The sequence below is a fragment of the Belnapia sp. genome (assembly GCF_059504005.1).
In genome coordinates, this window is the sequence record NZ_JCACHU010000048.1 from 133,568 (window position 1) to 156,291 (window position 22,724).

At 72.3% G+C, this 22,724-nt stretch carries 25 protein-coding genes; 18 read left to right on the forward strand and 7 right to left on the reverse strand.

Features of this window, described 5'->3' with window-relative positions:
- Nucleotides 1–67 precede the first annotated feature (67 nt).
- The 5 genes from AC5JJ1_RS08230 to AC5JJ1_RS08250 all read left to right on the forward strand — a co-directional run bounded on the left by AC5JJ1_RS08230 (nucleotide 68) and on the right by AC5JJ1_RS08250 (nucleotide 5,070).
- Nucleotides 68–1,783 (forward strand): putative bifunctional diguanylate cyclase/phosphodiesterase, encoded by a 1,716-nt coding sequence (locus AC5JJ1_RS08230; protein ID WP_495784625.1) that lies wholly within the window; start codon nucleotides 68–70, stop codon nucleotides 1,781–1,783.
- 152 nt (nucleotides 1,784–1,935) lie between these two features.
- Complete coding sequence (locus AC5JJ1_RS08235; RefSeq protein ID WP_495784626.1) at nucleotides 1,936–3,360, forward strand: LutB/LldF family L-lactate oxidation iron-sulfur protein; 1,425 nt, start codon at nucleotides 1,936–1,938, stop codon at nucleotides 3,358–3,360.
- Nucleotides 3,357–4,121, forward strand: coding sequence for a LutC/YkgG family protein (locus AC5JJ1_RS08240; RefSeq protein ID WP_495784627.1), 765 nt, complete (start codon nucleotides 3,357–3,359; stop codon nucleotides 4,119–4,121). The genes AC5JJ1_RS08235 and AC5JJ1_RS08240 overlap by 4 nt, the downstream gene beginning before the upstream one ends.
- Complete coding sequence (locus AC5JJ1_RS08245; RefSeq protein ID WP_495784628.1) at nucleotides 4,118–4,666, forward strand: Smr/MutS family protein; 549 nt, start codon at nucleotides 4,118–4,120, stop codon at nucleotides 4,664–4,666. Before AC5JJ1_RS08240 ends, AC5JJ1_RS08245 begins: the two co-directional genes overlap by 4 nt.
- Complete coding sequence (locus AC5JJ1_RS08250) at nucleotides 4,663–5,070, forward strand: helix-turn-helix domain-containing protein (RefSeq protein ID WP_495784629.1); 408 nt, start codon at nucleotides 4,663–4,665, stop codon at nucleotides 5,068–5,070. Before AC5JJ1_RS08245 ends, AC5JJ1_RS08250 begins: the two co-directional genes overlap by 4 nt.
- 3 nt (nucleotides 5,071–5,073) lie before the next feature.
- Here the strand turns inward: AC5JJ1_RS08250 and AC5JJ1_RS08255 are convergent, their stop codons facing one another.
- The 3 genes from AC5JJ1_RS08255 to AC5JJ1_RS08265 all read right to left on the reverse strand — a co-directional run bounded on the left by AC5JJ1_RS08255 (nucleotide 5,074) and on the right by AC5JJ1_RS08265 (nucleotide 7,209).
- Nucleotides 5,074–5,607, reverse strand: a complete 534-nt coding sequence (locus tag AC5JJ1_RS08255; RefSeq protein WP_495784630.1) for a hypothetical protein — start codon at nucleotides 5,605–5,607, stop codon at nucleotides 5,074–5,076.
- 100 nt (nucleotides 5,608–5,707) lie between these two features.
- Nucleotides 5,708–6,319, reverse strand: a complete 612-nt coding sequence (locus AC5JJ1_RS08260; protein ID WP_495784631.1) for a Maf family protein — start codon at nucleotides 6,317–6,319, stop codon at nucleotides 5,708–5,710.
- Nucleotides 6,316–7,209, reverse strand: a complete 894-nt coding sequence (locus AC5JJ1_RS08265) for a pyruvate, water dikinase regulatory protein (RefSeq protein ID WP_495784632.1) — start codon at nucleotides 7,207–7,209, stop codon at nucleotides 6,316–6,318. Before AC5JJ1_RS08265 ends, AC5JJ1_RS08260 begins: the two co-directional genes overlap by 4 nt.
- Nucleotides 7,210–7,521: 312 nt before the next feature.
- On the opposite strand from AC5JJ1_RS08265, the gene hemE reads away from it, so the two are divergent.
- From hemE to AC5JJ1_RS08295, 6 genes are all read left to right on the forward strand, one after another.
- The gene (hemE, locus tag AC5JJ1_RS08270) at nucleotides 7,522–8,580 is read left to right on the forward strand and encodes a uroporphyrinogen decarboxylase (RefSeq protein WP_495784633.1); all 1,059 of its coding nucleotides are present in this window, start codon (nucleotides 7,522–7,524) and stop codon (nucleotides 8,578–8,580) included.
- A 185-nt stretch (nucleotides 8,581–8,765) separates the two neighbouring features.
- A complete protein-coding gene (gene hemH, locus AC5JJ1_RS08275) occupies nucleotides 8,766–9,842 on the forward strand; it encodes a ferrochelatase (protein ID WP_495784634.1) in 1,077 nt (358 codons plus the stop codon).
- Nucleotides 9,839–10,507: an HAD family hydrolase gene (locus tag AC5JJ1_RS08280; protein WP_495784635.1), complete on the forward strand. Its 669-nt coding sequence runs from the start codon at nucleotides 9,839–9,841 to the stop codon at nucleotides 10,505–10,507. Before hemH ends, AC5JJ1_RS08280 begins: the two co-directional genes overlap by 4 nt.
- Before the next feature lie 3 nt (nucleotides 10,508–10,510).
- Nucleotides 10,511–11,092: a hypothetical protein gene (locus AC5JJ1_RS08285; protein WP_495784636.1), complete on the forward strand. Its 582-nt coding sequence runs from the start codon at nucleotides 10,511–10,513 to the stop codon at nucleotides 11,090–11,092.
- 4 nt (nucleotides 11,093–11,096) lie between these two features.
- A complete protein-coding gene (gene hemJ / locus AC5JJ1_RS08290) occupies nucleotides 11,097–11,549 on the forward strand; it encodes a protoporphyrinogen oxidase HemJ (RefSeq protein WP_495784637.1) in 453 nt (150 codons plus the stop codon).
- 125 nt (nucleotides 11,550–11,674) lie between these two features.
- Nucleotides 11,675–13,141, forward strand: coding sequence for a DUF2231 domain-containing protein (locus AC5JJ1_RS08295; protein ID WP_495784638.1), 1,467 nt, complete (start codon nucleotides 11,675–11,677; stop codon nucleotides 13,139–13,141).
- Here the strand turns inward: AC5JJ1_RS08295 and def are convergent.
- On the reverse strand, nucleotides 13,138–13,716 hold the full coding sequence (gene def / locus AC5JJ1_RS08300; protein ID WP_495784639.1) for a peptide deformylase: 579 nt from the start codon (nucleotides 13,714–13,716) through the stop codon (nucleotides 13,138–13,140). The two genes, AC5JJ1_RS08295 and def, sit on opposite strands and share 4 nt — an antisense overlap.
- Nucleotides 13,717–14,032: 316 nt before the next feature.
- Here def and rho point away from each other — a divergent pair, with 316 nt between their 5' ends.
- From rho to AC5JJ1_RS08320, 4 genes are all read left to right on the forward strand, one after another.
- A complete protein-coding gene (rho, locus tag AC5JJ1_RS08305; RefSeq protein ID WP_495784640.1) occupies nucleotides 14,033–15,307 on the forward strand; it encodes a transcription termination factor Rho in 1,275 nt (424 codons plus the stop codon).
- Nucleotides 15,308–15,358: 51 nt separating this feature from the next.
- Nucleotides 15,359–15,937, forward strand: a complete 579-nt coding sequence (locus tag AC5JJ1_RS08310) for an HD domain-containing protein (RefSeq protein ID WP_495784641.1) — start codon at nucleotides 15,359–15,361, stop codon at nucleotides 15,935–15,937.
- Between the two features lie 225 nt (nucleotides 15,938–16,162).
- Entirely contained in the window at nucleotides 16,163–17,137 is a 975-nt protein-coding gene (locus tag AC5JJ1_RS08315) for a tripartite tricarboxylate transporter substrate binding protein (protein WP_495784642.1), read from the forward strand.
- Nucleotides 17,137–17,883, forward strand: a complete 747-nt coding sequence (locus AC5JJ1_RS08320; protein ID WP_495784643.1) for a GNAT family N-acetyltransferase — start codon at nucleotides 17,137–17,139, stop codon at nucleotides 17,881–17,883. Before AC5JJ1_RS08315 ends, AC5JJ1_RS08320 begins: the two co-directional genes overlap by 1 nt.
- On the opposite strand, the gene AC5JJ1_RS08325 is transcribed toward AC5JJ1_RS08320, so the two are convergent.
- Genes AC5JJ1_RS08325 through AC5JJ1_RS08335 form a run of 3 tightly spaced genes read right to left on the reverse strand, consistent with a single transcriptional unit; the run spans nucleotide 17,870 to nucleotide 20,341 of the window.
- Nucleotides 17,870–18,778 carry a LysR family transcriptional regulator gene (locus AC5JJ1_RS08325; RefSeq protein ID WP_495784644.1) on the reverse strand — a complete coding sequence of 303 codons (909 nt, stop codon included), beginning with the start codon at nucleotides 18,776–18,778 and terminating at the stop codon, nucleotides 17,870–17,872. The genes AC5JJ1_RS08320 and AC5JJ1_RS08325 overlap by 14 nt on opposite strands.
- A gap of 58 nt (nucleotides 18,779–18,836) precedes the next feature.
- Nucleotides 18,837–19,805, reverse strand: a complete 969-nt coding sequence (locus AC5JJ1_RS08330) for a quinone oxidoreductase family protein (protein ID WP_495784645.1) — start codon at nucleotides 19,803–19,805, stop codon at nucleotides 18,837–18,839.
- Complete coding sequence (locus AC5JJ1_RS08335; RefSeq protein ID WP_495784646.1) at nucleotides 19,802–20,341, reverse strand: methylated-DNA--[protein]-cysteine S-methyltransferase; 540 nt, start codon at nucleotides 20,339–20,341, stop codon at nucleotides 19,802–19,804. The genes AC5JJ1_RS08330 and AC5JJ1_RS08335 overlap by 4 nt, the downstream gene beginning before the upstream one ends.
- A gap of 104 nt (nucleotides 20,342–20,445) precedes the next feature.
- Between AC5JJ1_RS08335 and AC5JJ1_RS08340 the strand changes: the two genes are divergently transcribed.
- The 3 genes from AC5JJ1_RS08340 to AC5JJ1_RS08350 are packed head-to-tail and all read left to right on the forward strand — an operon-like array spanning nucleotide 20,446 to nucleotide 22,723.
- A complete protein-coding gene (locus AC5JJ1_RS08340; protein WP_495784647.1) occupies nucleotides 20,446–20,802 on the forward strand; it encodes a (2Fe-2S) ferredoxin domain-containing protein in 357 nt (118 codons plus the stop codon).
- A gap of 3 nt (nucleotides 20,803–20,805) precedes the next feature.
- The gene (gene mnmE / locus AC5JJ1_RS08345) at nucleotides 20,806–22,107 is read left to right on the forward strand and encodes a tRNA uridine-5-carboxymethylaminomethyl(34) synthesis GTPase MnmE (RefSeq protein ID WP_495784648.1); all 1,302 of its coding nucleotides are present in this window, start codon (nucleotides 20,806–20,808) and stop codon (nucleotides 22,105–22,107) included.
- A 1-nt stretch (nucleotide 22,108) separates the two neighbouring features.
- Nucleotides 22,109–22,723: a DUF7986 domain-containing protein gene (locus AC5JJ1_RS08350; RefSeq protein ID WP_495784649.1), complete on the forward strand. Its 615-nt coding sequence runs from the start codon at nucleotides 22,109–22,111 to the stop codon at nucleotides 22,721–22,723.
- The last annotated feature ends 1 nt before the right edge of the window (nucleotide 22,724 follow it).

A 22,724-nucleotide genomic window follows, 5' to 3' on the forward strand; every position in this document is an offset into this window, starting at 1 on the left:
ACCCTCATCGGCTTCCCCTGGCCGGGCGCCCTGACATGTCGCAACAGGCCGGCAGGATGTCCGCAGCATGAGCCGGCTTTCCGAGAAATCCCTCCGCGTCGCCGGGGCTTCCAGCCTCGGCCTCGTGCTGAACGAGCAGACGCTGGAAGGCTTCTCGGACGGCATCGCCATCGCCGACCTCTCCCTGCACGACCACCCGCTGGTCTATGTCAACAGCACCTTCGAGCGCATCAGCGGCTACCGGCGGGAGGAGCTGCTCGGCCGCAACTGCCGCTTCCTCCAGGGTGCCGAGCGGACCCAGCCGGGGGTCGAGGCCATGGCCCGCGCCATCGCCGAGGGGTGCGACACCACCGTCGTCCTGCGCAACTACCGCCGCGACGGCACGCCCTTCTGGAACGAGCTGCGCCTCCGCCCGCTGCGCGACGCCGCGGGCCGCGTCACCCATTACCTCGGCATCATGCGTGACGTGACCGACTTCCGCGAGCTGAACGAGCGGCTGGCCCGCGCCGCCACCTTCGACGAGATGACCGGCCTCCTCACCCGCCGCGGCTTCCTCGACCGGCTGGCGCTGCTGGAGACGCAGGACCGCTTGCTGGTGCTCTGCTGCGACATCGACCAGCTGCGCGACGTCAACGCCACCTATGGCCGCCCCGCCGGCGACATCCTGCTGCGCGAGCTGGCCCGGCGGCTGGCGGCGGCGCCAGGCCTCGCCGCCGCCAGCCGGCTCGGCGCCGGCCAGTTCGCCGCCGCCCTGCGGGGCCCGGAGCGGGGGGAGGATGCCATCGCCGCCCTGCATGCGGCGCTCCGCCAGCCCTTCACCCTGCCTGGCGCCACCGCCTCCCTCACCGTCACCCTCGGCTGGGCGGAGGCCGCCTGGTCCGTCGGCCAGGGCGAGAAGCTGCTGATCGAGGCCGAGGCCGCGCTCTACGCCGCCAAGGCCGCCGGCCATGGCGAGCGCCGCGCCTTCGACCCGGCGGTGGAGCGCGAATCCCGCCGCCGCCTGCGCCTGACCGCCGAGCTGCGCAATGCCCTGACCAACCGGGAATTCGTGCTCCACTACCAGCCGAAGGTGGAGCTCGCCACCGGCCGCATCATCGGCCTCGAAGCCCTGCTGCGCTGGCAGAACCCGATCTTCGGCCTGCAATCGCCCGACCGCTTCCTGCCCGTCGCGGAGCAGAGCGGGCTGATCGTCGAGATCGGCGCCTGGGCCCTGGCCGAGGCTGCCCGCACCGCCGCCGAGCTGAACCGCCGCGGCCACGCCGTCCAGGTCGCGGTCAACGTCTCGCCGGTGCAGTTCCACCGCGACGATATGGCCGTCCTGCTCCGCCGCATCCTGGCCGAGGCCGGGGCGGAGCCCGGCTGGATCTCGATCGAGCTGACCGAGACGGTGCTGGCCGATGGCACCCCACGCACCCTCGCCTGCTTCAGGGCGCTGCGCGAGATGGGCATCGGCCTCGCCATGGACGATTTCGGCACCGGCTTCGCCTCACTCGACCAGCTCCGCAGCCTGCCCTTCACCGAGGTGAAGCTGGACCGCAGCTTCGTCCGCAACCTGCATCAGGACCCGGTGCAGGCGGCCATCGTCACCGGCACGCTCGGCGTCGCCCGCGCCCTCGGCATCTCCGCCACCTGCGAGGGCGTGGAGACGGAGGCCGAGCGCGCGCATCTGGTGGCGCTCGGCTGCCCGGTGGCGCAGGGCTACCTGTTCAGCCTGCCGCTCGCCAGGGAGGATCTGATCTGGCTGCTGGAGAAGCATGCGGTCCTGCCGGTGGCGGCGGAGTGACCGGCGGCTGACCGTGCTGCCCGGCCAGGCCTGACCGCAGGGCATGGCAGCCCGCGCTGCTGGCCGGCTGGCTCGCGGACGTACCGGATGCCGAGCCCCCCTGACCTCCCGGCCGCGGGACGCTATATCAGCCCCCTAGCAGGAGCTCGCCCGTGGTCGCCATCACCTCGCCCGCCTTCAAGGAGAATGCCCGGACCGCGCTGGCGGATCCCGGCCTGCAGAAGGCGCTCGGCACGGCGAAGGGCGCCTTCCTCCAGCGCCGCGCCCAGGCCGTGGCCAACCTGCCCGAGTTCGAGCAGCTCCGGGACATCGGCCGGAACATCAAGAACCATACCCTGGCCAATCTCGATTTCTACCTCGAGGCCTATGAGGAGAAGGTGAAGGCCGCCGGCGGCCATGTGCACTGGTGCTCGACGGCCGACGATGCCCGCGCCGCCGTGCTCGAGATCTGCCGCCGCGCCAATGCCCGCACCGTCACCAAGGGCAAGTCGATGATCTCGGAGGAGCTCGGGATCAACGCCCATCTCGAGGCCCATGGCATCCGCCCGGTCGAGACCGATCTCGGCGAGTACATCCTCCAGCTCCGCCAGGAGCACCCGAGCCACATTATCGCCCCCGCCTTCCACCTGAACCGGGAGGATTGGGAGGCGGATTTCCGCCGCCTCCACACCGACCTGCCGGCCGACCGCGTCTTCGCCGAGCGCCGCGACATCCTGGCCGAGGCGCGCGGCAAGCTGCGGGAGAAGTTCCTCGAGGCCGATGTCGGCATCACGGGGGCGAATTTCCTCATCGCCGAGACCGGCAGCAGCGTCATCGTCACCAATGAGGGCAACGGCGACCTGACCCAGACCCTGCCGCGGGTGCATATCGCGCTCGCCAGCATCGAGAAGGTCGTCCCGACGCTGGAGGATGCGACCAGCCTCCTTCGCCTCCTCGCCCGCAGCGCCACCGGCCAGGACTTCTCCGTCTACACCACCTTCTCGACCGGCGCCCGCCGCCCTGCCGACCTCGACGGGCCGGAGGAGTACCACGTCGTCCTGGTCGATGGCGGCCGTTCCAACATGCTCGGCACCGAGTTCCAGGAGATGCTGCGCTGCATCCGCTGCGCCGCCTGCATGAACCACTGCCCGGTCTACGGCGCGGTCGGCGGCCATGCCTATGGCTGGGTCTATCCGGGCCCGATGGGCTCGGTCCTCACCCCCTCGCTGGTGGGCATCGAGAAGACGGGCTTGCTGCCCAATGCGTCGACTTTCTGCGGCCGCTGCGAGAGCGTCTGCCCGGTGAAGATCCCCCTGCCGAAGATGATGCGCCACTGGCGCGAGCGGGAATTCGAGCGGCACCTGACGCCGGCCACCCAGCGCGGCAACCTCGCCCTCTGGGCGTGGTTCGCCCGCCGCCCCGGGCTCTACCGGGCTGCGACCCGTGCCGCCAACGCCGCGCTCGGCCTGCTCGGCCGCGGCAAGGGCAGCTTCCGCTCCCTGCCGCTCGCCGGCGGCTGGACCGCGGGGCGCAACCTGCCGGTGCCGGAGGGCGGCACCTTCATGGCCCGCTACGCGAAGGAGCAGCGCCGGCGATGACCAAGGAGGCCATCCTCGGCGCCATCCGCCGCGGCCTGAAGCGCGGCCCGTTGCCGGCCGACCAGCAGGCCATGCTGGGCGGACGGCTGGCGACGCATCCCCGCCACCTCATTCCCGCCCGCTCGCGCCTGCCGCGGCCGGACCAGGTCGCCCTCTTCGTCCACAACGTGGAGAAGGAGTTCGGCACCGTCGAGCGCGTGCCGGGCCCGGAGGCCGTGCCCGCCGCCATCGCCGACTACCTGGCGGCGCAGAACCTGCCCGCCCGCTTCCCCATGGCCCCGCACCCGGAGCTGCAGGCGATCCCCTGGTCCAGCCGCCCGCTGCTGGAGATCGAGCAGCGCCGCGCCGAGGCCTCCGACCAGGTCAGCCTGCAGCACGGCTATGCCGGCATCGCCGAGACGGGGACGCTGATGCTCCCCTCCGCGCCGGAGCGCCCGACCACCCTCAACCTCCTCGCCGAGACCGAGATCGTGGTCCTTCGCGCCAGCCGGATCGTCGGCGCCTATGAGGAGGCCTGGGACCGCCTGCGCGCCGAGAGCCGCGACGAGCGCAGCGGCGGCTTCATGCCGCGCAACATCATGTTCGTCACCGGCCCCTCGCGCAGCGCCGATATCGAGCAGACGCTGGAGCTCGGCGCCCATGGGCCGCGGCGGCTGCACATCATCCTGATCGACGACGACCCCGCCGCCCTGCCGATGGGCGAGGCCGCGGCCCCGCCGCCGGTCGCCGTGCCGGGCGGCCCCGCCGCCCCCGGGGATTGAGCGCCCCCGCCCGGCCGCGCCGGGCCCTGACCGAGCTCGACCGCCGCCTCTGGCAGGCCTGGACCGCCCGCGCCCAGGTCGCGCCCATGCCGGGCAAGGCCCTGCCGCCCCCGCCGCCCGATCCGGCGCCACCCCCGGCGCCCGGCACCGCCGCGGCCCCGCCCGCGCCGCCGCCGAAGCCTACCCACCTCCGCCCCGCCCCCGAGCTGCAGGTCGGCGCTCCGCCCCCCGGCCTCGATGGCAAGCGCTGGCGCGAGCTCCGCCGCGGCCGCACCCGCCCCGAGCGCACCCTCGACCTGCACGGCCGCCGCGCCCAGGACGCCCATGCCGCCGTCCGCCGCTTTCTGTACGAGGCGCAGGCCGACGGTCTCCGCTGCGTCGCCATCGTCACCGGCAAGGGCTCCAGCATCGAAGGCGGCGTGCTTCGCCGCGAGCTGCCCTTCTGGCTGAACGCGGCCGAGATGCGCCCCCTCCTGCTCGGCGCCGCCCATCCCCATGCCAGCAACCCCGGCGCCGTCCACCTGCTGCTCCGCCGGCGGCGATGACGCCCTTCGGCCAGAGGCTCCGCGCCCTCCGGGAAGCCCATGGCGTCAGCCAGGCCGCCCTCGCCCAGGCGCTGCACGTCTCGCCGGCCTATCTCTCGGCGCTGGAGCACGGCCATCGCGGGCGCCCCTCACCGGGGCTCATCCACCAGGTGAACGAGTTCTTCGGCCTGATCTGGGACGATGCGGAGGAGATGGCGCGGCTGGCCCGCCTCTCCCATCCGCGGGTGGTGCTGGATACGGCTGGGCTGAGCCCGGAGGCGACGGCGCTGGCCAATCGGCTGGCGCGGGAAATCCGCAAGCTCGCGCCGGAAACCATCCGGGCTTTGCTTCAGACGTTGGATGGGGGCGCCGCCCCCATGCCCCCGCCGGGGCCAAAGCTTGGCCCCGGACCCCGCCATAAGTAGGGCTCAGAAGCGCAGGCGGGGGCCGCCGGCCAGGCGCGCCGCATGCGTCACCCGGCGGCGGCCATGCGTCTTCGCCGTCAGCACCGCCGCCGTCAGCCGGTTGTCATGCACTGCGGCCAGGCCGAAACCCTGGTTGTTCAACAACAGGAAGTGGTCGGTCACCCGCAGCAGGTACCACCCCGGCGCCAGCCCCTCCCGCACCAAGCCGAGTAGGCTCGGCCGCCGCTCGGGCAGCTCCACCGGCGCATGCGCCACGCCCATCTGCTCCAGCGCCCCGAGGATGTCCCGCCAATAGGCCGTCACCACCGGCCCGTCGCCGGGATACCAGTCGGGCGCGATCCCCCGCAGCATCGTGCTCGCCGCCCGGTAGGGCAGCCCGCTCGCCAGGGCGAGCGTCGCCGGGCCGCACCAGGGCACCAGCCCGCCATTCTCCGCCAGCAGATCCTCATGGCTGCGCAGCCCGGCCGGACGCTCCGCCAGGGCCTGCCCGGCCCCCAGCTCGGCCTCCGTAAGCCGCCCATCCTGACGATCCGGCATCGCGCGACCCCGCAAGCCGCCGGGCACGGGATAGCGCCCAGGCTGCTCACAAGATCGTGTGTCCTCACCTTGTCGTCAATATACGATTTCGGCGGAACCCTTACCCGGCCAGCACGCCATGCTGCCGCAGGAACCCCAGCAGCGGCAGCAGCGGCAGGCCAAGGATCGCGCTGTGCTCCCCCTCGACCGCGCTGAACAACTGCACCCCGATCCCCTCCAGCCGGTAGGCCCCGACCGACCCGAGCACCGCCTCGCCCTCCGCCGCCAGGTAGGCGTCGAGGAATTCCTCGGAGAATTCCCGCATCGTCAGCCGCGGCCGTGCCAGGTGCTGCCAGACGCGCTGCCCGCCCCGCCAGCAGACCATCGCCGTCATCAGCTCGTGCGGCCGGCCCCGCAGCGCCAGCAGCTGCGCCCGCGCCGCGGCCATGTCCGGCGGCTTGTCGAACCAGCGGCCCTCGCAGACCAGCAGCTGGTCGGCGCCGATCACCAGCGCCTCGGGATGCCGGCGCCCGAGCCGCTGCGCCTTCGCCTCGGCCAGCATCACCGCCGCCTCGCCCGGCGGCACGCCCTCGGCGCGGGCGCTCTCCTTGATCGCCGCCTCGTCCACCGCCGCCGCCTCGGCGCCGAAGCGCAGCCCCGCCGCCGCCAGCACCGCCCGCCGCGCCGCGGAGGCAGTGGCGAGGATGAGGGCGGGCGCCTCCCGCTGGATCATGCCGCCCCTCCGCCGAGCACACCCGCCGCCGGATCCGCCGGCGCATGCGCGGACGCGGCCCCTCGCCGCATGTGCCAGGCCTCCATGAGCTGGAGGACGGTCGCCGCCGTCTCCTCGATGCTCCGCCGGGTCACGTCGATCACCGGCCAGCCATGCTGGTTGCAGAGCCGCCGGGCCGAAAGGATCTCCGCCTTCACGCTGTCATGGTCGACATAGTCGTTGGTGTCCTGCCGGACGCCGTCGGCACCGATCAGCCGCAGCCGGTGGCGGCGGATCTCGATGAGGGCATTGGTCTCGATGGTCAGCCCCACCACCGGGCAGGGCGCATCGGCGAGCTCCGGCGGCAGCTCCGAACTGGGGACGATCGGGACGTTCGCCGCCTTGATGCCCCGGTTCGCCAGGTAGAAGCAGGTCGGCGTCTTGCTGCTCCGCGACACGCCGACGAGGCAGACATCCGCCTCGTGGATGCCCGCCGTCCCCTGCCCGTCGTCATGGGCCAGCACGTAGTGCATGGCGTCGATCCGGCGGAAATAATCCGCATCCATCACATGCTGTGCCGCCCGCTTCTCCCGCGCCCGCGCGCCGAGCTGCCCCTGCAGCAGCTCCACCACCTGGTCGAGCACCGAGAGGCAGGGCACGCCGAGCCGCATGCAGCTCTCCTCCAGCGCCAGCCGGAGGCTCTTGTCGACCAGGGTGAAGAGGACCGGCCCCGGCTCGTGGTTGAGCCCCTCCAGCACCCGGTCGAGCTGCAGGCGGGAGCGGATGAGGCTCCAGCGATGATGCACCACATGATGGTCCTCGAACCGCGCCAGGGTCGCCCGGGCGATCGAATTGAGCGTCTCGCCCGTGCTGTCGGAGACCAGGTGCAGGTTGACGGTTCTGTGGGGCATCCCGGGAGAATAGCGCAGCCCGTTGTGGACGCAGTGGAAAACTCGGCGCCCCGGCCCCGCCGTGGTGAGTCGGGTGGGCTGATCCGCACATCCCACCCGGGCGGGAGAGGATTCCCGACTGAGTCGGCCGACTCCGGGACGGGAAGGGATTCATCCAACGGAGTCAGCGAGTCGCCGACTCAGTCAGTCGTGGACAGGCCTGTGGATGGAATCCGGAGTAATTGGCTCCACAGCATCCACAGGCCCTATCACTACTCCATCCTTTCAAGACTCTTGTTTTCTTGCGAAGGGTTAGGCCCCAAGGAGAAGCGCATGCCTGGCCCGAGCGAGAGTCCCGCCCCGAAACCCCTGCTCCGCGCCCTGGCCGGCGAGGCGGTCTGGCCGCCGCCGATGTGGCTGATGCGCCAGGCCGGCCGCTACCTGCCCGAGTACCGGGAGATCCGCGCCCAGGCCGGCGACTTCATCGCCCTCTGCACCGCGCCCGAGCTCGCGGCCGAGGTCACCCTGCAGCCGATCCGCCGCTACGGCATGGACGGGGCGATCCTCTTCTCCGACATCCTCATGGTGCCCTGGGCGATGGGCCAGCCGCTCCGCTTCGCCGAGGGCGAGGGGCCGGTGCTGGAGCCGCTGCGCGACGCGGCCGCGATCGACCGGCTGGATCCTTCGGTCTGCGCCGCCAATGCCGCGCCGATCATCGAGACGGTCCGCCTGGTCCGCGCCGGGCTGGAGCGGGAGGCGCCGCGGACGACGCTGATCGGCTTTGCCGGCAGCCCCTTCACCGTCGCCTGCTACATGGTGGAAGGCCATGGCAGCCGCGACTTCGCCGCCGCCCGGGGCATGGCCTATGGCGACCCGGCGCTGTTCGGCCGCCTCATCCGCACCCTGGTCGAGGCCAGCACCGACTATCTCTGCGCCCAGGCCGATGCCGGGGCGGAGGCGCTGATGCTGTTCGACAGCTGGGCCGGGCTGCTCTCGCCGAGCCAGTTCCGCCGCTGGGTGATCGAGCCGACGGCGACGCTGGTGCGGGCCATCCGCAAGCGCCACCCGACGATCCCGCTGATCGGCTTCCCGCGCCTCGCCGGGCCGATGCTGATCGAGTACAGCCAGCGCACCGGGGTGCAATGCCTTGGCATCGACACCTCCATGGACCTGCGCTGGGCCGCCTCCGCGGTGCCACCCTCGATGTGCCTCCAGGGCAACCTCGACCCCCTTTCCCTCGTCACCGGCGGCATGGCGCTCGAGACGGAGGCGCGCTCCATCCTGGGCGCGATGCGCGGCCGCCCCTTCATCTTCAACCTCGGCCACGGCATCGAGAAAGTGACCTCTCCCGATCATGTCTCGACCTTGGTCCGTTTGGTCAGGACCGGCTGACTCAAGGGTTCCAAGGGCCCTATGGCCCTTGGCGGGGGAGTTTGAGGGGGCAGCGCCCCCTCGATCCCCCGATTTCAGCCGTCGGGTAATTCCCCCCGCCCCCGCTTTGCTCTAACCCCGCAGCTTGACCCGCTGGCGAACCGGCCAAATCTGCGGGCCTGGATTTTTGGGCTCTGGGAGTTCCGATGCAGCGGGTTGCGGTGGTGTTGTTCAATCTCGGGGGGCCGGACGCGCCGGACAGCGTGCGCCCGTTCCTCGAGAACCTGTTCACCGACCCGGCCATCCTGCGGGTGCCCGGCTTCATCCGCCCCTGGCTCGGCCGGTTCATCGCCAAGCGGCGCACCCCGGCGGCCTCCGAGAACTACGCCATCCTCGGCGGCCGCTCGCCCCTGCTCGAGCTGACCGAGGCCCAGGCCTGCGACCTCGAGGCGGCGCTGAACGCGGCCGGTGGCGCCGAGTACCGCTGCTTCATCGCCATGCGCTACTGGCACCCGATGAGCGACGCCGCCGCCCGCGCCGTGCGCGATTGGGGCCCGGACCGGGTGCTGCTGCTGCCGCTCTACCCGCAGTACTCGACGACGACGACCGGCAGCAGCGTCACCGCCTGGGAGGAGGCCGCGGCACGCGCCGGCCTCGCGGTGCCGACCACGACGCTCTGCTGCTACCACTCCGACCCGGCCTTCGCCGCGGCGACCGCCGCCGCCGTCCAGGCCGCCTACGATGCCGCCCGCGCCGCCCTGGCGCCGGAGGTGAAGCTGCGCATCCTCTTCTCCGCCCACGGCCTGCCGGAGAGCATCGTCAAGCGCGGCGACCCCTACCAGTGGCAGGTGGAGCAGTCCGTCGCCGCCGTGGTGGAGCGGCTGGAGATCGAGGGGCTGGACCAGGTCGTCTGCTACCAGTCCCGCGTCACCCCGCAGAAATGGATCGGCCCCAGCACCGAGGCGGAGCTGGAGCGCGCCGGCCACGACAAGACGGCGGTGCTGATCTGCCCGATCGCCTTCGTCTCCGAGCATTCCGAGACGCTGGTCGAGCTCGACGTCGAGTACCGGGAGGAGGCGGAGCGCCTCGGCGTCCCCGGCTACTACCGCGTCCCCGCCCAGAACAGCGACCCGGCCTTCATCGCCGCGCTGCGCGACCTAGTCCGCCGCGCCGAGGCCGATGAGCGCCCGCTCTGCAGCTTCGCCGGCGGGCGGCAGTGCCCGAAGCCCTTCGGCGACTGCCCCCATGCCCGGGCCCGCGCCCGGGCCCGCGAGATGGCATGACGCGCCCCGCCGCCGTCCTCTTCGACTGCGACGGCGTGCTGGCCGACAGCGAGGGGCTGGTGAACCGCCTGGTCGCGGAGGCGATCGGCGCCCAGGGCTGGTACATGTCCGCCGAGCAGGCGCGGGAGACCTTCCTCGGCATGGCCCTGCCGGAGATGCTGCCGATGATCGAGGCCCGCTGCGGCCGCCTCCCCGGCGACTGGGGCGAGGCGCTGACGCGGCGCATCCTCGTCGCCCTGACCGAGGAGGTAGAGGCCATCCCCGGCGCCCCGGCCGCCGTCGCCGCCGCCTCGGCCGCGGGGCTGCCGCTCGCCGTCGCCTCCAATTCCACCCGCGGCGAGCTGCGGGCGAAGCTCGCCCGGCTCGGCCTCGCCCGCTATTTCGGCGAGCGCGTCTTCACCTTCGAGGACGTGCCCCGCCCCAAGCCCGCCCCCGACATGTACCTGGCCGCCGCCGCCGCCTGCGGCGCCGCCCCGGCCGATTGCGTGGTGGTCGAGGACAGCCTGCTCGGCGCCCGCGCCGGGATCGCCGCCGGCTGCCGCGTGTTGGGCTTCACGCGGGAGACGGAGGCGGCCGTCCTGGCCGCGGTCGGCGCCCGGCCCTTCGCCAGCATGGCGGAGCTGCCGGCCCTGCTTGGCATCGCCCCCTTGGGCATCGAGGAGTAGCCCATGATCGGACGCGGATGGTTGGCCGCCGCGGCGGCCCTGCTGCTGATGGCGGCCGGCGAGCCGCCCGAGGCGGAGCGGATGGTCCCCGGCGGCCGCGCCGGCTGGGTGACGGACCCGAAGAGCGGCTGCTGGCTCTGGGCCGGCGGCATCGAGCCCGGCGCGAGCGACATCGTCGGCGACTGGAACGGCGCCTGCCCCGAGGGCCCCGCCGAGGGCCCCGGCCGCGCCGTCGTCACCTGGCAGAGCCGCGGCGAGACCCGCCGCATGGACTACCGGGGCGACATCGTCCGCGGCAAGAACGAGGGCCGCGGCAAGCTCACCATCACCGAGGGCGACCGGGTGATGAGCGAGGAGGAGGGCGTCTTCCGCGACGACCGGCTGGTGGAGGGCCGCCTCGCCCTGCCGCGCCTCGGCATCGAATTCGAGGGCAAGCTCCGCGCCGGCCATCCGCAGGGGCCGGGGCGGCTCAGCGTGCAGGGTCGCGTCTTCCAGGGCGACTGGGTGAATGGCTGCCTGCCGCAAGGCGATGGCTGGGTCGCCTTCACCCGCCCGGTCGAGAGCTGCGCCGGCCAGGATACCTGACCCTGTGACGATCGATGCCCTCGCGCCCCTCTACCTCTGGACCAAGTCGCTGCACCTGATCGCGGTCATCGCCTGGATGGCGGGGCTGTTCTACCTGCCGCGGCTCTTCGTCTATCACAGCCAGGTGGCGGGGGCCGGGGCGCAGGCCACGCTGTTCGAGACCATGGAGCGGCGCCTGCTGCGTGCCATCATGAACCCGGCGATGATCGCCGCCTGGCTCCTGGGCCTCACCCTGATCCTGACGCCGGGCGCGGTGGACTGGCGCGGCGGCTGGTGGCACCTGAAGCTGCTCTCGGTGCTGCTGATGACGGCCTTCCACATGCACCTTGCCGGCGCCCGCCGCGCCTTCGCCGCCGGGCAAAGGCCGCATACCGAGCGCTACTGGCGGATGATGAACGAGGTGCCGACGGTGCTGATGGTGATCATCGTCGTCATGGTGATCGTGAAGCCCTTCTAGAACTCCCGGCGGCCGTATTCGCATCTCCTGTTGCGTCGCGGCGAACCGCCGGAGGCCGGGCGCATTGAGCCTTGGCCGCGGCGGATCGCGCGGCCGCCTGAGGGGCGCGACGACGAGGGCAGCGCATGACACCTTCCCGCTTCGCCAGGACCGCCAATGCGGCAATCGGCCGGCTCGAGGCCGCCGCCTCGCTCGATGCGCCGAGCCACGCGATCGAGACCGCGATGGCCCGCCCGGCGCAGATCGCCGGGCGTCCCGCGGGGAAGATCGGGGATGCCCTGCATGGCACCGGCTACGGCCACCCCATCCACCCGATGCTGGTCACGATCCCGATCGGGACCTGGACCCTCGCCTTCGGCCTCGACCTCCTAGCGGCGCTGGGGGCCCGGTCGGTCGGCACGGCGCGGGCCGCGGACATCGCGCTGAAGGCCGGTGCCGCCGGCGCCGTGGCCGCGGCGGCGACGGGCCTCGCGGACTGGCAGCACACCAATGGCCGCGACCGCCGGATCGGGTTGGTCCACGCCCTCACCAACGGCACCGCGCTCGCCTTCACCCTCGCCTCAATCGGGCTCCGCGGGCGCGGGCGGCGGCGGGAGGGGCGCCTGGCCAGCGCCGCCGGCTGGGCCTGCATGGTCGTCGGCGGCTATCTCGGCGGGCACATGGTCTATCGCCGCCGGATCGGCGTCGACCATGCCGACCGCAGCCCGGAGCCCCGCGACTTCACGCCCGTGCTGCCGCTCGCCGAGCTGGAGGAGAACCGGCCCCGCCGGGTCGAGCTCCGCGACGAGAACGCCCGGCAGGACATCGGCATCGTCCTCGTCCGCCGCGGCGGGCACGTGCATGCGCTGGGCGCGCGCTGCTCCCACCTGGGCGGCCCGCTGGACCAGGGCTGGGTGCTCGGCAACGCGCTCGTCTGTCCCTGGCATGGCTCGAGATACGACCTGGAGACGGGCTGGCCGGAGAGCGGCCCATCCACCTGCCCGCAGCCGCGCTACGAGACCCGCCTGCGGGACGGCATCGTCGAGATCCGGCGGGAGCAGGAGCCGGGCGACGAGATCGTCACCGCCGCCGACCTGCCGCCCGTGCCGCGCGATGCCGCGCCGGGTCAGGGCCGGAAGGCCGACGAGGTGCTCACCGAGCATCACCAGCTGATCCGCCGGCTGTTCGAGACCATCGAGGCGATGCCGCGCCACCAGCCGGACCGCCGCGACCTGATGCGGACCCTCGCCTCCGAGCTCGAGATCCACGAGCATGTCGAGGACCACATCTTCTACCCGGCCGTTCGGCCGGTCAGCGAGGACGTGGCCGTCGCCCATTCCGAGCACCGCCAGCTGGCCGACCTGCTCGCCATGACCCTGAAGCTCGACACCGCCAGCCCGGAATTCGAGGAGCACCTGCGGGCGCTCCATGCCGCGGTGGACCATCATGCGGGCTCGGAGGAGCGGTCCATGTTCCGCGAGGCCCAGCGCCTCGGCGAGGCCCGCCTGCGCGCGCTGGGCCAGGCGCTGGAGGCGATGATCGAGCAGCAGCGGACCAGCCGCTTCCAGCGGGCCTTCCGCGACCTCAAGATCCGGCTGCTGGAAGGCGTCTAGCCGGCGAAGCCCGCCCACTCCGCCCGGATCTCCGCCATCCGCGCCGCCAGCTCCTCCGCCCGGCCGATCTCCTCGGTGAAGCCCATGGGCCGGAAATCGGCCATGCGCATCGGGTAGAGGATGCCGTCGAGATGGTCGTACTCGTGCTGGACGACGCCGGCATGGAAGCCCGTCACCTCCGCCGCGACCGCCCTGCCGTCGCAATCGACGCCCCTGTAGCGGAGGCGCGCGAAGCGCGGCACCGCGGCGCGCAGGCCGGGGATCGAAAGGCACCCCTCCCAGCGCAGCTGCCGCTCCTCGCCGACCGGCTCGATCACCGGGTTGATCACGACGGTATTGCCGATGACCGCATCGCCCGCCGCCCCGGTCGAGCGGTGCGGCTGCACCCGGAAGACGAAGAGGCGCAGCGGCACATGCACCTGCGGCGCGGCGAGCCCCGCCCCCGGCGCATCCTCCATGGTGTCGAACATGTCCCGCACCAGGCGGCGGATCTCGGGCGCGCCGGGGTCGGCGACGGGGCGGCAGCGCTCGAGCAGGACGGGGTGGCCCATGCGGGCGATCTTCAGAACGGCCATGGGCGGAGCCTAGCAGCCTGCCCGTCGGCGGCGAGACTTGACCTCGGGCGGAAAATACCCCATCTCAACCGTTGACGGCCAGCGATCCACTCCTCTAGGGTCCGGCCTGCTTCCCTGGGGCATAGGGTGCGCGACGCGCCCGGTGCCTTACTCCCTCCTTCCTTCCTTGGGACATCGCCGGCCATCGGCCCCGGCCCCGCTTCAGGGTCCGTGTTCATGGCACAGGCGGAAGGGCCGGACCCATGGCGCGCCACGCGCCGCGACCCCGGCCTCCATTGGGACCGTCCCGTCCCCTCGCATCCGGACGCACCGCGCCATGCATCTTTCCGAACTCAAGGCCAAGAGTCCCGCCGAGCTTCTCTCCTTCGCCGAGGAGCTGCAGGTCGAGAACGCATCCAGCCTGCGCAAGCAGGACATGATGTTCGCCATCCTCAAGCAGCTTGCCGAGAACGACCAGGCGATCTTCGGGGAGGGCACGCTCGAGATCCTGCCGGACGGCTTCGGCTTCCTCCGCAGCCCGCAGGCGAACTTCCTCCCCGGGCCCGACGACATCTACATCTCCCCCGCCCAGGTGCGCCGCTTCGGCTTGCGGACGGGCGACACGGTCGAGGGCCAGATCCGCGCGCCGAAGGATGGCGAGCGCTACTTCGCCCTCCTCAAGGTCAACGCCATCAATTTCGAGCCGCCGGAGGCGCTGCGCCAGCGGATCAACTTCGACAACCTGACACCGCTCTACCCCAACCGCCGCCTCAAGATGGAGAATCCGGAGGCGGAAGCGGTCGCCAAGGGGCCGAGCAAGGACTACACCCACCGCGTCATCGACCTGATCGCGCCGATCGGCATGGGCCAGCGTGCCCTGGTCGTCGCGCCGCCGCGCACCGGCAAGACGGTGATGCTGCAGAACATCGCCAAGTCGATCACCGCCAACCACCCCGAGGTCTTCCTCATGGTGCTGCTCATCGACGAGCGGCCGGAGGAGGTGACCGACATGGCCCGCACCGTGCGGGGCGAGGTCGTGGCGTCGACCTTCGACGAGCCGGCGACGCGCCACGTCCAGGTGACGGAGATGGTGCTCGAGAAGGCGAAGCGCCTGGTCGAGCACAAGCGCGACGTGGTGATCCTGCTGGATTCCATCACCCGCCTCGGCCGCGCCTACAACAGCGTCGTCCCCTCCTCGGGCAAGGTGCTGACAGGCGGCGTCGACGCCAACGCCCTGCAGCGGCCGAAGCGCTTCTTCGGCGCCGCGCGCAACATCGAGGAAGGCGGCTCGCTGACCATCATCGCCACGGCGCTGATCGACACCGGCTCGCGCATGGACGAGGTGATCTTCGAGGAGTTCAAGGGCACGGGCAACTCCGAGCTCGTCCTCGACCGCAAGCTCTCCGACAAGCGCACCTTCCCGGCGATCGACATCACCAAGTCCGGCACCCGCAAGGAGGAGCTGCTGGTGGATCGCGCGACGCTCGCCAAGATGTGGGTCCTGCGCCGCATCCTGAACCCGATGGGCACCCAGGACTCGATGGAGTTCCTGCTGGACAAGCTGAAGTACAGCAAGACCAACCAGGACTTCTTCGACGCGATGAACACCTGACACGAAGGGGGCGAAAGCCCCCTTCTCCATGTCCAGGTCCCCGGAGACCGAATGACACGCGAGGCCGAACCGCTCGCCGCCATCCTCCGCGCCGCCAGCTTCGCCGCCCGCGTCCACGCCACGCATCGCCGCAAGGGCGCCGCCGCCGAGCCCTATGTGAACCATGTGCTGGAGGTGGCCGAGATCCTCGCCGCCCAGGGCGCCCCGCCTGCCGCCATCATCGCCGGCCTGCTGCACGACACCGTCGAGGACAGCGATGCCGACCCGGTCCCGACCACCCTCGCCGATCTGGAAGCCGCCTTCGGCCCGGAGGTCGCCGGCATCGTCGCCGAGGTCTCGGACGACAAGTCGCTGCCGAAGGAGGTGCGCAAGGGCCTGCAGGTCCGCCACGCCGCCCGCGCCTCGGATGCGGCGAAGCAGGTGAAGCTCGCCGACAAGATCGCCAACCTCCGCACGCTGGGAAGCAGCCCGCCCGCCGGCTGGGACCACGCCCGCCGCCTCGAATATGTCGGCTGGGCCGGCCGCGTCGCCGCCGGCGCCAAGGGCGTGAATGCGGGGCTCGACGCGCTCTTCGACGAGACCTATCGCCACGCGGTCGCCCGCCTGGCGGAGGAAGCACGAGGGGGGTGAGGTATCCGGGACGCCGGCCGGCTTGGGGGGTCTGATCCCGGGCCGCATGGAGGGGGGGGGGAGCGGCCCGGAACTGCGCAACCGGCGTCCCGTCGACCAAACATGGCATGTTCGGTCCCCGATTGTGAGTCCCAAGCCAATGACAGTACCGATAGCTGATCTGCCCCTGGCGCATCAAAGCGTGAGGCGGCATGGTGCGACGCCCCTCGTCCCGGGAGATGCGACATGTCCGACCAGGCGCCCTCGGCGCTGCCCCGCCGCGCCCTGCTCGGCGGCTTTCTCGCCGCCCCCATGCTGGCCAAGGCCCAGCCGGCCTTCCCTGCCCGCCCGGTCTCGCTGATCGTCCCCTTCCCGCCCGGCGGCACCACCGATGTCGTCCTGCGCGCCCTGGCCGAGGGCGCCTCCCGCCAGCTGCCGCAGCAGGTGATCGTCGACAACAAGCCGGGGGCGGCGAATACCCTGGGCGCCGCCGCCGTCGCCCGCGCCCGGCCGGATGGCTACCTGCTGACCCAGCTTCCCGCCTCCGCCATCCGCGTGCAGCTCCTGCAGAAGCTGACCTATGACACGCTGCGCGACTTCACCCCCGTCCTCAGCGTCACCGGCTATACCTTCATGGTCATCGCCAAGGCGGGCCGCTTCCCCAATGGCTGGGCCGACTTCGTCGCCGAGGCGCGGCGCCGCCCGGGCCAGCTCGCCTTCGGCTCCACCGGCGCCAACGGCACCCCGCACGTCACCATGGCGGAGCTGGCGTCGAAGGAAGGGATCGAGCTGATCCATGCCCCCTTCCGCGGCGATGCCGACGGCTCTCAGGCGCTGCTCGGCGGGCATATCGACGTCATGGCCGGCGGCTCCGGCCTCGGCGCGCTGGCCGACGGCAACCAGGCGGCCATCCTCAATGTCTGGACGGCGGAGCGCCTGGTGCGCTGGCCCGATGCGCCGACGCTGAAGGAGCTCGGCTACGGCATGGTGGTGACGACGCCCTTCGGCATCGTCGCTCCCGCCGGCCTCGACCCGGCGGTGACGCGCACCCTGCACGACGCCTTCGCCACGGCGCAGAAATCGGAGGAGTTCCGCGCCCTCCTCGCCCGCTACGACATGCCGGACGAGTACCGCGACAGCGCGGCCTATGCCGCCGACCTGCGCGAGACCGTGGCGCGGGAGGAGGCGCTGATCCGCCGCCTCAACCTCACCGCCGGCTGATGCAGGCCGAGGTCGCGGCGCTGGAGCGCGCCTGCCTCACCGCGCTGCCGGCGCCGCGCCAAGCCTTCGACGGGCCCTTCGTGGCGAAGCTCTTCCTCGGCGGCACCGGCCGCGGCAATGCCGTGAGCTCCCTCGACCCCGCGCCCGACCCGGCGCTAGCCGAGCGTGTCGCGCGGATCGAGGCGCTCTACGCCCGCCACGGCCTGCCCTGCCGCTTCCGCCTGACACCGCTCGACCCGCCCGGGCTCGAGCCGCTGCTCGTCGAACGCGGCTATGCCAAGGGCGAGGAGACCCTGGTCAATGCCGGCCCCCTGCCGGCGAGGCCCGATCCCGCCGCCCGCCGTCTCGACGGCCCCGGGCCCGACTGGATGGCGATGGTGGCGACCGCCGAGTACCAGACCGAGGCCCGCCGCGCCGAAAAGCTCCGCATGCCGGAGATCCTGGCCACGCCCGGCGGCTGGTTCCTGCTGCGGGAGGACGGCGTGGATGCCGCCTGCCTCTTCGCCGTGGTGGACGGCCCGTATTGCGGCATCTTCGACCTGGCGACCCGCCCGGAATTCCGCCGCCGCGGCCTCGGCGGGCGGCTGATCCGCGCCGCCGCCCACTGGGCCGCGAGCCTCGGCGCCGCCCGCCTCTGGGCCCAGGTGGCGTCAACCAACACGGCATCCCTCGCCCTGCAGCGCCGCGTCGGCCTCGTGGAGGTCTATCGCTACCGCTACCGCATCCGGCCGCTCAGCGCGCCCTGAGCCGCGGCTCCGCCGCCGCCTTCTCCACCAGGATGTCGAGCACCGCGCGCACCCGGCGCGGCAGGCTGTGGCTGCCCGGCCAGGCGGCGTGCACGTCGCGCGGCTCCGCCCGCCAGCCCGGCAGCACCGGCACCAGCAGCCCCGCCTCGATTTCCTCCGCCACGCCCCAGGGCGCCAGCAGGGCGATGCCGAGCCCGGCCTGCGCCGCCAGATGCGTGGTGTCGACGCTGTCGGCGCAGAAATGCCCATGCGTCTCGACGGTCACGCTGCGGCCCTCGGGCCCCTCCAGCGTCAGCAGGCTGCTGCTCCGCCCGATCGTCAGCCGACAGAAATCATGCTGCGCCAGCTCCTCCGGCGCCTGCGGCACCCCGGCCCGCCGCAGGTATCCCGGCGAAGCGAAGAGCGCGAAGTCGATCCGTCCGAGCTTCCTCACGATCAGCGACTGCTCGCGGATCGGCCCGAAGCGGATGGCGAGGTCGATGCCCTCGCCAACCATGTCCACCTGCTTCGGGTCGAGCCGCACGTCGAGCGTGACCTTCGGGTTCGCCTGCAGGAAATCCGTGAGCCAGGGCAGCACCACCGCGTTGAAGAAGGCGGCGACGCAGGCGACGCGCACCGGCCCGGCCAGCGAGGCCTGCGCGCTGCGCAGGCTGGCCTCCGCCTCGTCCAGCCGGTCGAGGATGCTGACCGCCTCGGCATGGAAGGCCTGCCCCGCCTCGGTGGTGGTGAGGCCGCGCGGCGAGCGCAGCAGCAGCGGCACGCCGAGCCGCCCCTCCAGCTCGCCGATGATGCGGGAGACGCTCGGCTGGCTCATCGCCAAGTCGCGGGCGGCGCGGGTGATGTTCCCGGTCTCCACCACGCGCCGGAAGACCGAGAGCTGCTGCAGCCTGTCCATCGACCGGAAAATTTCCTGCCGGAATTGTTCCGGACAATGCCAGTTCTGTTGAGAAAGACTAGACCGTAAAGACCGTGCTGCCGGTCGTTTTCCGCCCCTCCAGGGCCCGATGCGCCTCGGCGGCATCCTTCAGCGCGTAGGTCTGGTTGACGGCGATCCTGACGCCGCCCGACTTCACCACCTCGAACAGGTCGCGTGCCGTCGCCACCAGGTCCTCGCGCTTGGCGGTGTAGGTGTTGAGCGTCGGCCGGGTGACGTAGAGCGATCCCTTGGCCGCCAGCACACCGAGATCGGTCGTGACCGGGCCGGAGGCATTGCCGTAGGTGACCATCAGCCCGAAGGGGCGGAGGCAGTCGAGCGAGGTGGTGAAGGTGTCCTTGCCGACGCTGTCATAGACGACCGGCAGCATCGCCCCGCCGGTGATCTCCCTGACGCGCGCGGGGATGTTCTCGCTCGTCAGCAAAGCATGGTCGGCGCCGAGCGAGGTGACGAGCTCCGCCTTCTCCGGCGTCGAGACCACGCCGATGACGGTGGCGCCCAGATGCTTCGCCCATTGCACCAGGATGCTGCCGACGCCGCCGGCCGCCGCATGCACCAGGATGGTGTCGCCCGGCTTCACCGCATAGGTGCGCTTGACGAGGAACTGCGCCGTCATCCCCTGCAGCATCATCGCCGCCGCCTGGGTGAAGTCGATGCCCTCGGGGATCTTCACCAGACGGTCCGCCGGGGCGCAGCGCGCCTCCGCATAGGCGCCGAGCGCGCCGGCATAGGCCACGCGGTCGCCGACCTTGAGCTCGGTCACGCCGTCGCCCACCGCCTCGACGACGCCAGCGCCCTCCATGCCGACCGTCACCGGCATGCTCGGCGCCTTGTAGAGGCCGGTGCGGAAATAGACGTCGATGTAGTTCAGCCCCACCGCATGGTGGCGCACCAGTACCTCGCCCGGCTTCGGGCCGGGCAGCGGCACCTCCTCCCAGACCAGCTTCTCGGGGCCGCCATGTTCATGGACGCGGATGGCATGGTTCATAGCAGGATTCCTTGCGGCGCCGTCGGTGCAGCGGGAGAGGGGCGGAACAGGGGGAGCGCTGCCGCTTCCTCGCGCGAAACCCCACGGGCTTCAAGGGCCAGGAGGAAACGCTTGGCCGCGATCCCCCCATCCCCCGAATACCCGCCGATCCCTCCGCCGGCGGCGATGACGCGATGGCAGGGGATGATGATCGGGATGGGGTTGGCGCCGTTCGCCTGGCCGATCGCCCGCGGCGAGCCGCAGCCGATCTCCCGCGCGATGTCGATGTAGCTGCGCGTCTGCCCCGGCGGGATGCGGCAGAGCGCGGCCCAGACGCTTCGGCGGAAGGCGCTGCCCTGCGGCGCCAGCGGCAAGTCGAACCGCACCCGCTTGCCGTCGAAATAGTCGTGCAGCTGCGCCACGGCCTCGCGCAGCACCGGCGTCGGGGCCGGGTTGTCGATGCCATGGGCCCGGCCCCAGTCGAGGGCCAGGATGGCGCCGTCCTCCTCGAAGACGGTGATCTCGCCGAGGGGCGTATGCAGGGTCAGGTGCGGCATGGCGGGATCATGGCACACCCGGCACAGGACGTCGTCAAGCACGGCCCTGGCCGGCAGGGGGTGGCACCGCTACATGAAGGGCGACCTCCAGGAAGCCCCCCGCCATGGCCGAACTCGCCGACCCGCCGCCCTTCTTCCGGGCGCATGTCTTCGTCTGCTGCAACCGCCGCCCCGATGGCCACCGCCGCGGCTCCTGCGCCGCCCGCGGCAGCGAGGCGCTGCGCGACTACATGAAGGCCCGCGCCAAGGAGCTTGGCCTCGCGGGCATCCGTATCAACCAGGCCGGCTGCCTCGACCGCTGCGAGTTCGGCCCGACGCTGGTGATCTACCCCGAAGGCATCTGGTACCGCCCCGAGACGCGGGAGGATATCGACGAGATCCTCGCCGCCCATCTGCAGGAGGGCGGCCGCGTCCCCCGCCTGATGCTGACGGAAAGGGACATCCCGCCGCCCAAGGCGTGACCGATGCATGAGGATGTGATCTTCGCCCTGGCCTCCGGCGCCGGCCGGGCCGCGGTGGCGGTGCTGCGCCTCTCCGGCCGCGGCACTGGCGCGGTGGTGGAAGCCCTGGCCGGCCGCCTGCCGCCGCCGCGCCACGCCTCCCTCCGCCGCCTCCGCCACCAGGGCGAGCTGCTGGACGAGGCGCTGGTTCTCTGGTTCCCCGGCCCCGCGAGCTATACGGGCGAGGACAGCGCCGAGCTCCATCTGCATGGTGGCCCCGCCATCCTCGCCGGCGTGGCGGAGGCGCTGGTCGCCCTAGGCGCCCGCCCCGCGGAGCCCGGCGAGTTCACCCGCCGCGCCTTCCTCCACGGCAAGCTGGACCTGACGGCGGCGGAGGGCATCGCCGACCTCATCGTCGCCGAGACCGCCGGCCAGCGCCGCCAAGCCCTGCGCCAGGCCGGCGGAGCGCTGGCCAGCCTCTATGGCGGCTGGACGGAGCGCCTGACGGCCCTGCTCGCCCGGCAGGAAGCCTTCATCGAATTCGAGGAGGAGGACCTTCCCGCCGATCTCAGCGACACCGTCGCCATGGCCGCTGCCGCGCTGCGGGCCGAGATCGCCGCCCATCTTGCCGATGGCGGCCGCGGCGAGCGGCTGCGCGAGGGGTTGCACGTCGCCATCCTCGGTGCCCCCAATGCCGGCAAGTCCTCCCTGCTGAATGCCCTGGCCGGGCGCGAGGCTGCCATCGTCTCCGCCCGCGCCGGCACGACGCGCGACGTGGTGGAGGCGCGGCTCGACCTTGGCGGCGTGCCCGTCACCCTGGCGGACACGGCAGGCCTCCGCGACGCCACGGACGAGATCGAGGCGGAGGGCATCCGCCGCGCCCGCCGCCGCGCCGAGGAGGCCGACTTCCTCCTCCTCCTTTTCGCCGCCGACGAGGAGCCGGATGCGGAGACGCTGGCCTGGCGCCGCCCGGATGCGCTGGTCGTCCTCAGCAAATCCGATCTGGGGCCCTCCTGGCACGACCTCGATGGCCTGCCCGTCTCCGCCCGCACCGGCGAGGGCCTCGCTTCCCTCCGCACCCGCTTGGAAGCGGAGGCCTTGGCCCGCGCAGGCGCCGTGGGCGAGACCTTGTTGACCCGCCCCCGCCATCGTGCCGCCCTGCAGGACGCCCTGGCCTGGCTCGATGCCCTGGCGTCCGCTCCTCTCCCCGAACTCCGTGCCGAGGCCCTGCGCGCCGCCCTGCGCGCCATCGGCCGCATCACCGGCCGGGTGGGCGTGGAGGCGGTGCTGGACGTTGTCTTCGGCGAATTCTGCATCGGGAAATAAGATGGACGACGACCTTCGCGCCGCCTGGACCCGCCACGCCGCCGCCCGCCAGCGCTTCCTGGAGATGGCAGCCCGCGCCCTCCCGCCCGCCAAGCTGGCCGAGCAGGCCCGCCGCCTCGGCCTGCAGCTGGATCGGGAGCTGGCCCAGGTCGGCGACGAGGAGTTGGCCTATGCCATCGACCTTGCCATCTACGCGGCCCCGCCTGGGCGCAGCCGCGCCATCGACCGCATCGCCCGGCAGCATGCCCGGCTGACGAGCGAGGCCGCGCTTGTCCTCAATGCCCTGAGCCATGCCTGGCTGTCGGTCTTTCGCGTCGAGGACAACCACCCCGAAGCCGGCCTGCTGCTGGAGGACACGCTGCTCGGCGGCCAGGTCTGGACGCTCGACGAGGGCCTGGCCGAAGCGGCGGAGCCCGGCAGCCTCGTCGCCACCCGCCTTGGCCGCGTCCGCGGCTATGCCATCACCACCGGCGTCCATCTGGTGCTCGACGAGCCGGCCCTCGCCAGCATCCGGGAGGCGCTGCACCGTAGCGGCCTTGCCCCTGCCGAGCTTCTGGAGGATGCCCGGTTCACCGAGGGCCTGTGGCGCCGCGCCTTGGGCTTCGGCCCCGGCTGAG

What these genes read in the sequence shown, in the direction of transcription:
- mnmE (WP_495784648.1), top strand. Translation starts at nt 20,806, where the DNA reads ATGCATGAGGATGTGATCTTCGCCCTGGCCTCCGGCGCCGGCCGGGCC.
- hemH (WP_495784634.1), top strand. Translation starts at nt 8,766, where the DNA reads ATGCAGCGGGTTGCGGTGGTGTTGTTCAATCTCGGGGGGCCGGACGCG.
- AC5JJ1_RS08295 (WP_495784638.1), top strand. Translation starts at nt 11,675, where the DNA reads ATGACACCTTCCCGCTTCGCCAGGACCGCCAATGCGGCAATCGGCCGG.
- def (WP_495784639.1), bottom strand. Translation starts at nt 13,716, where the DNA reads ATGGCCGTTCTGAAGATCGCCCGCATGGGCCACCCCGTCCTGCTCGAG.
- rho (WP_495784640.1), top strand. Translation starts at nt 14,033, where the DNA reads ATGCATCTTTCCGAACTCAAGGCCAAGAGTCCCGCCGAGCTTCTCTCC.
- AC5JJ1_RS08310 (WP_495784641.1), top strand. Translation starts at nt 15,359, where the DNA reads ATGACACGCGAGGCCGAACCGCTCGCCGCCATCCTCCGCGCCGCCAGC.
- AC5JJ1_RS08340 (WP_495784647.1), top strand. Translation starts at nt 20,446, where the DNA reads ATGGCCGAACTCGCCGACCCGCCGCCCTTCTTCCGGGCGCATGTCTTC.
- AC5JJ1_RS08255 (WP_495784630.1), bottom strand. Translation starts at nt 5,607, where the DNA reads ATGCCGGATCGTCAGGATGGGCGGCTTACGGAGGCCGAGCTGGGGGCC.
- AC5JJ1_RS08315 (WP_495784642.1), top strand. Translation starts at nt 16,163, where the DNA reads ATGTCCGACCAGGCGCCCTCGGCGCTGCCCCGCCGCGCCCTGCTCGGC.
- AC5JJ1_RS08260 (WP_495784631.1), bottom strand. Translation starts at nt 6,319, where the DNA reads ATGATCCAGCGGGAGGCGCCCGCCCTCATCCTCGCCACTGCCTCCGCG.
- AC5JJ1_RS08335 (WP_495784646.1), bottom strand. Translation starts at nt 20,341, where the DNA reads ATGCCGCACCTGACCCTGCATACGCCCCTCGGCGAGATCACCGTCTTC.
- AC5JJ1_RS08325 (WP_495784644.1), bottom strand. Translation starts at nt 18,778, where the DNA reads ATGGACAGGCTGCAGCAGCTCTCGGTCTTCCGGCGCGTGGTGGAGACC.
- AC5JJ1_RS08350 (WP_495784649.1), top strand. Translation starts at nt 22,109, where the DNA reads ATGGACGACGACCTTCGCGCCGCCTGGACCCGCCACGCCGCCGCCCGC.
- AC5JJ1_RS08330 (WP_495784645.1), bottom strand. Translation starts at nt 19,805, where the DNA reads ATGAACCATGCCATCCGCGTCCATGAACATGGCGGCCCCGAGAAGCTG.
- AC5JJ1_RS08320 (WP_495784643.1), top strand. Translation starts at nt 17,137, where the DNA reads ATGCAGGCCGAGGTCGCGGCGCTGGAGCGCGCCTGCCTCACCGCGCTG.
- AC5JJ1_RS08280 (WP_495784635.1), top strand. Translation starts at nt 9,839, where the DNA reads ATGACGCGCCCCGCCGCCGTCCTCTTCGACTGCGACGGCGTGCTGGCC.
- AC5JJ1_RS08265 (WP_495784632.1), bottom strand. Translation starts at nt 7,209, where the DNA reads ATGCCCCACAGAACCGTCAACCTGCACCTGGTCTCCGACAGCACGGGC.
- AC5JJ1_RS08230 (WP_495784625.1), top strand. Translation starts at nt 68, where the DNA reads ATGAGCCGGCTTTCCGAGAAATCCCTCCGCGTCGCCGGGGCTTCCAGC.
- AC5JJ1_RS08240 (WP_495784627.1), top strand. Translation starts at nt 3,357, where the DNA reads ATGACCAAGGAGGCCATCCTCGGCGCCATCCGCCGCGGCCTGAAGCGC.
- hemE (WP_495784633.1), top strand. Translation starts at nt 7,522, where the DNA reads ATGCCTGGCCCGAGCGAGAGTCCCGCCCCGAAACCCCTGCTCCGCGCC.
- AC5JJ1_RS08250 (WP_495784629.1), top strand. Translation starts at nt 4,663, where the DNA reads ATGACGCCCTTCGGCCAGAGGCTCCGCGCCCTCCGGGAAGCCCATGGC.
- AC5JJ1_RS08285 (WP_495784636.1), top strand. Translation starts at nt 10,511, where the DNA reads ATGATCGGACGCGGATGGTTGGCCGCCGCGGCGGCCCTGCTGCTGATG.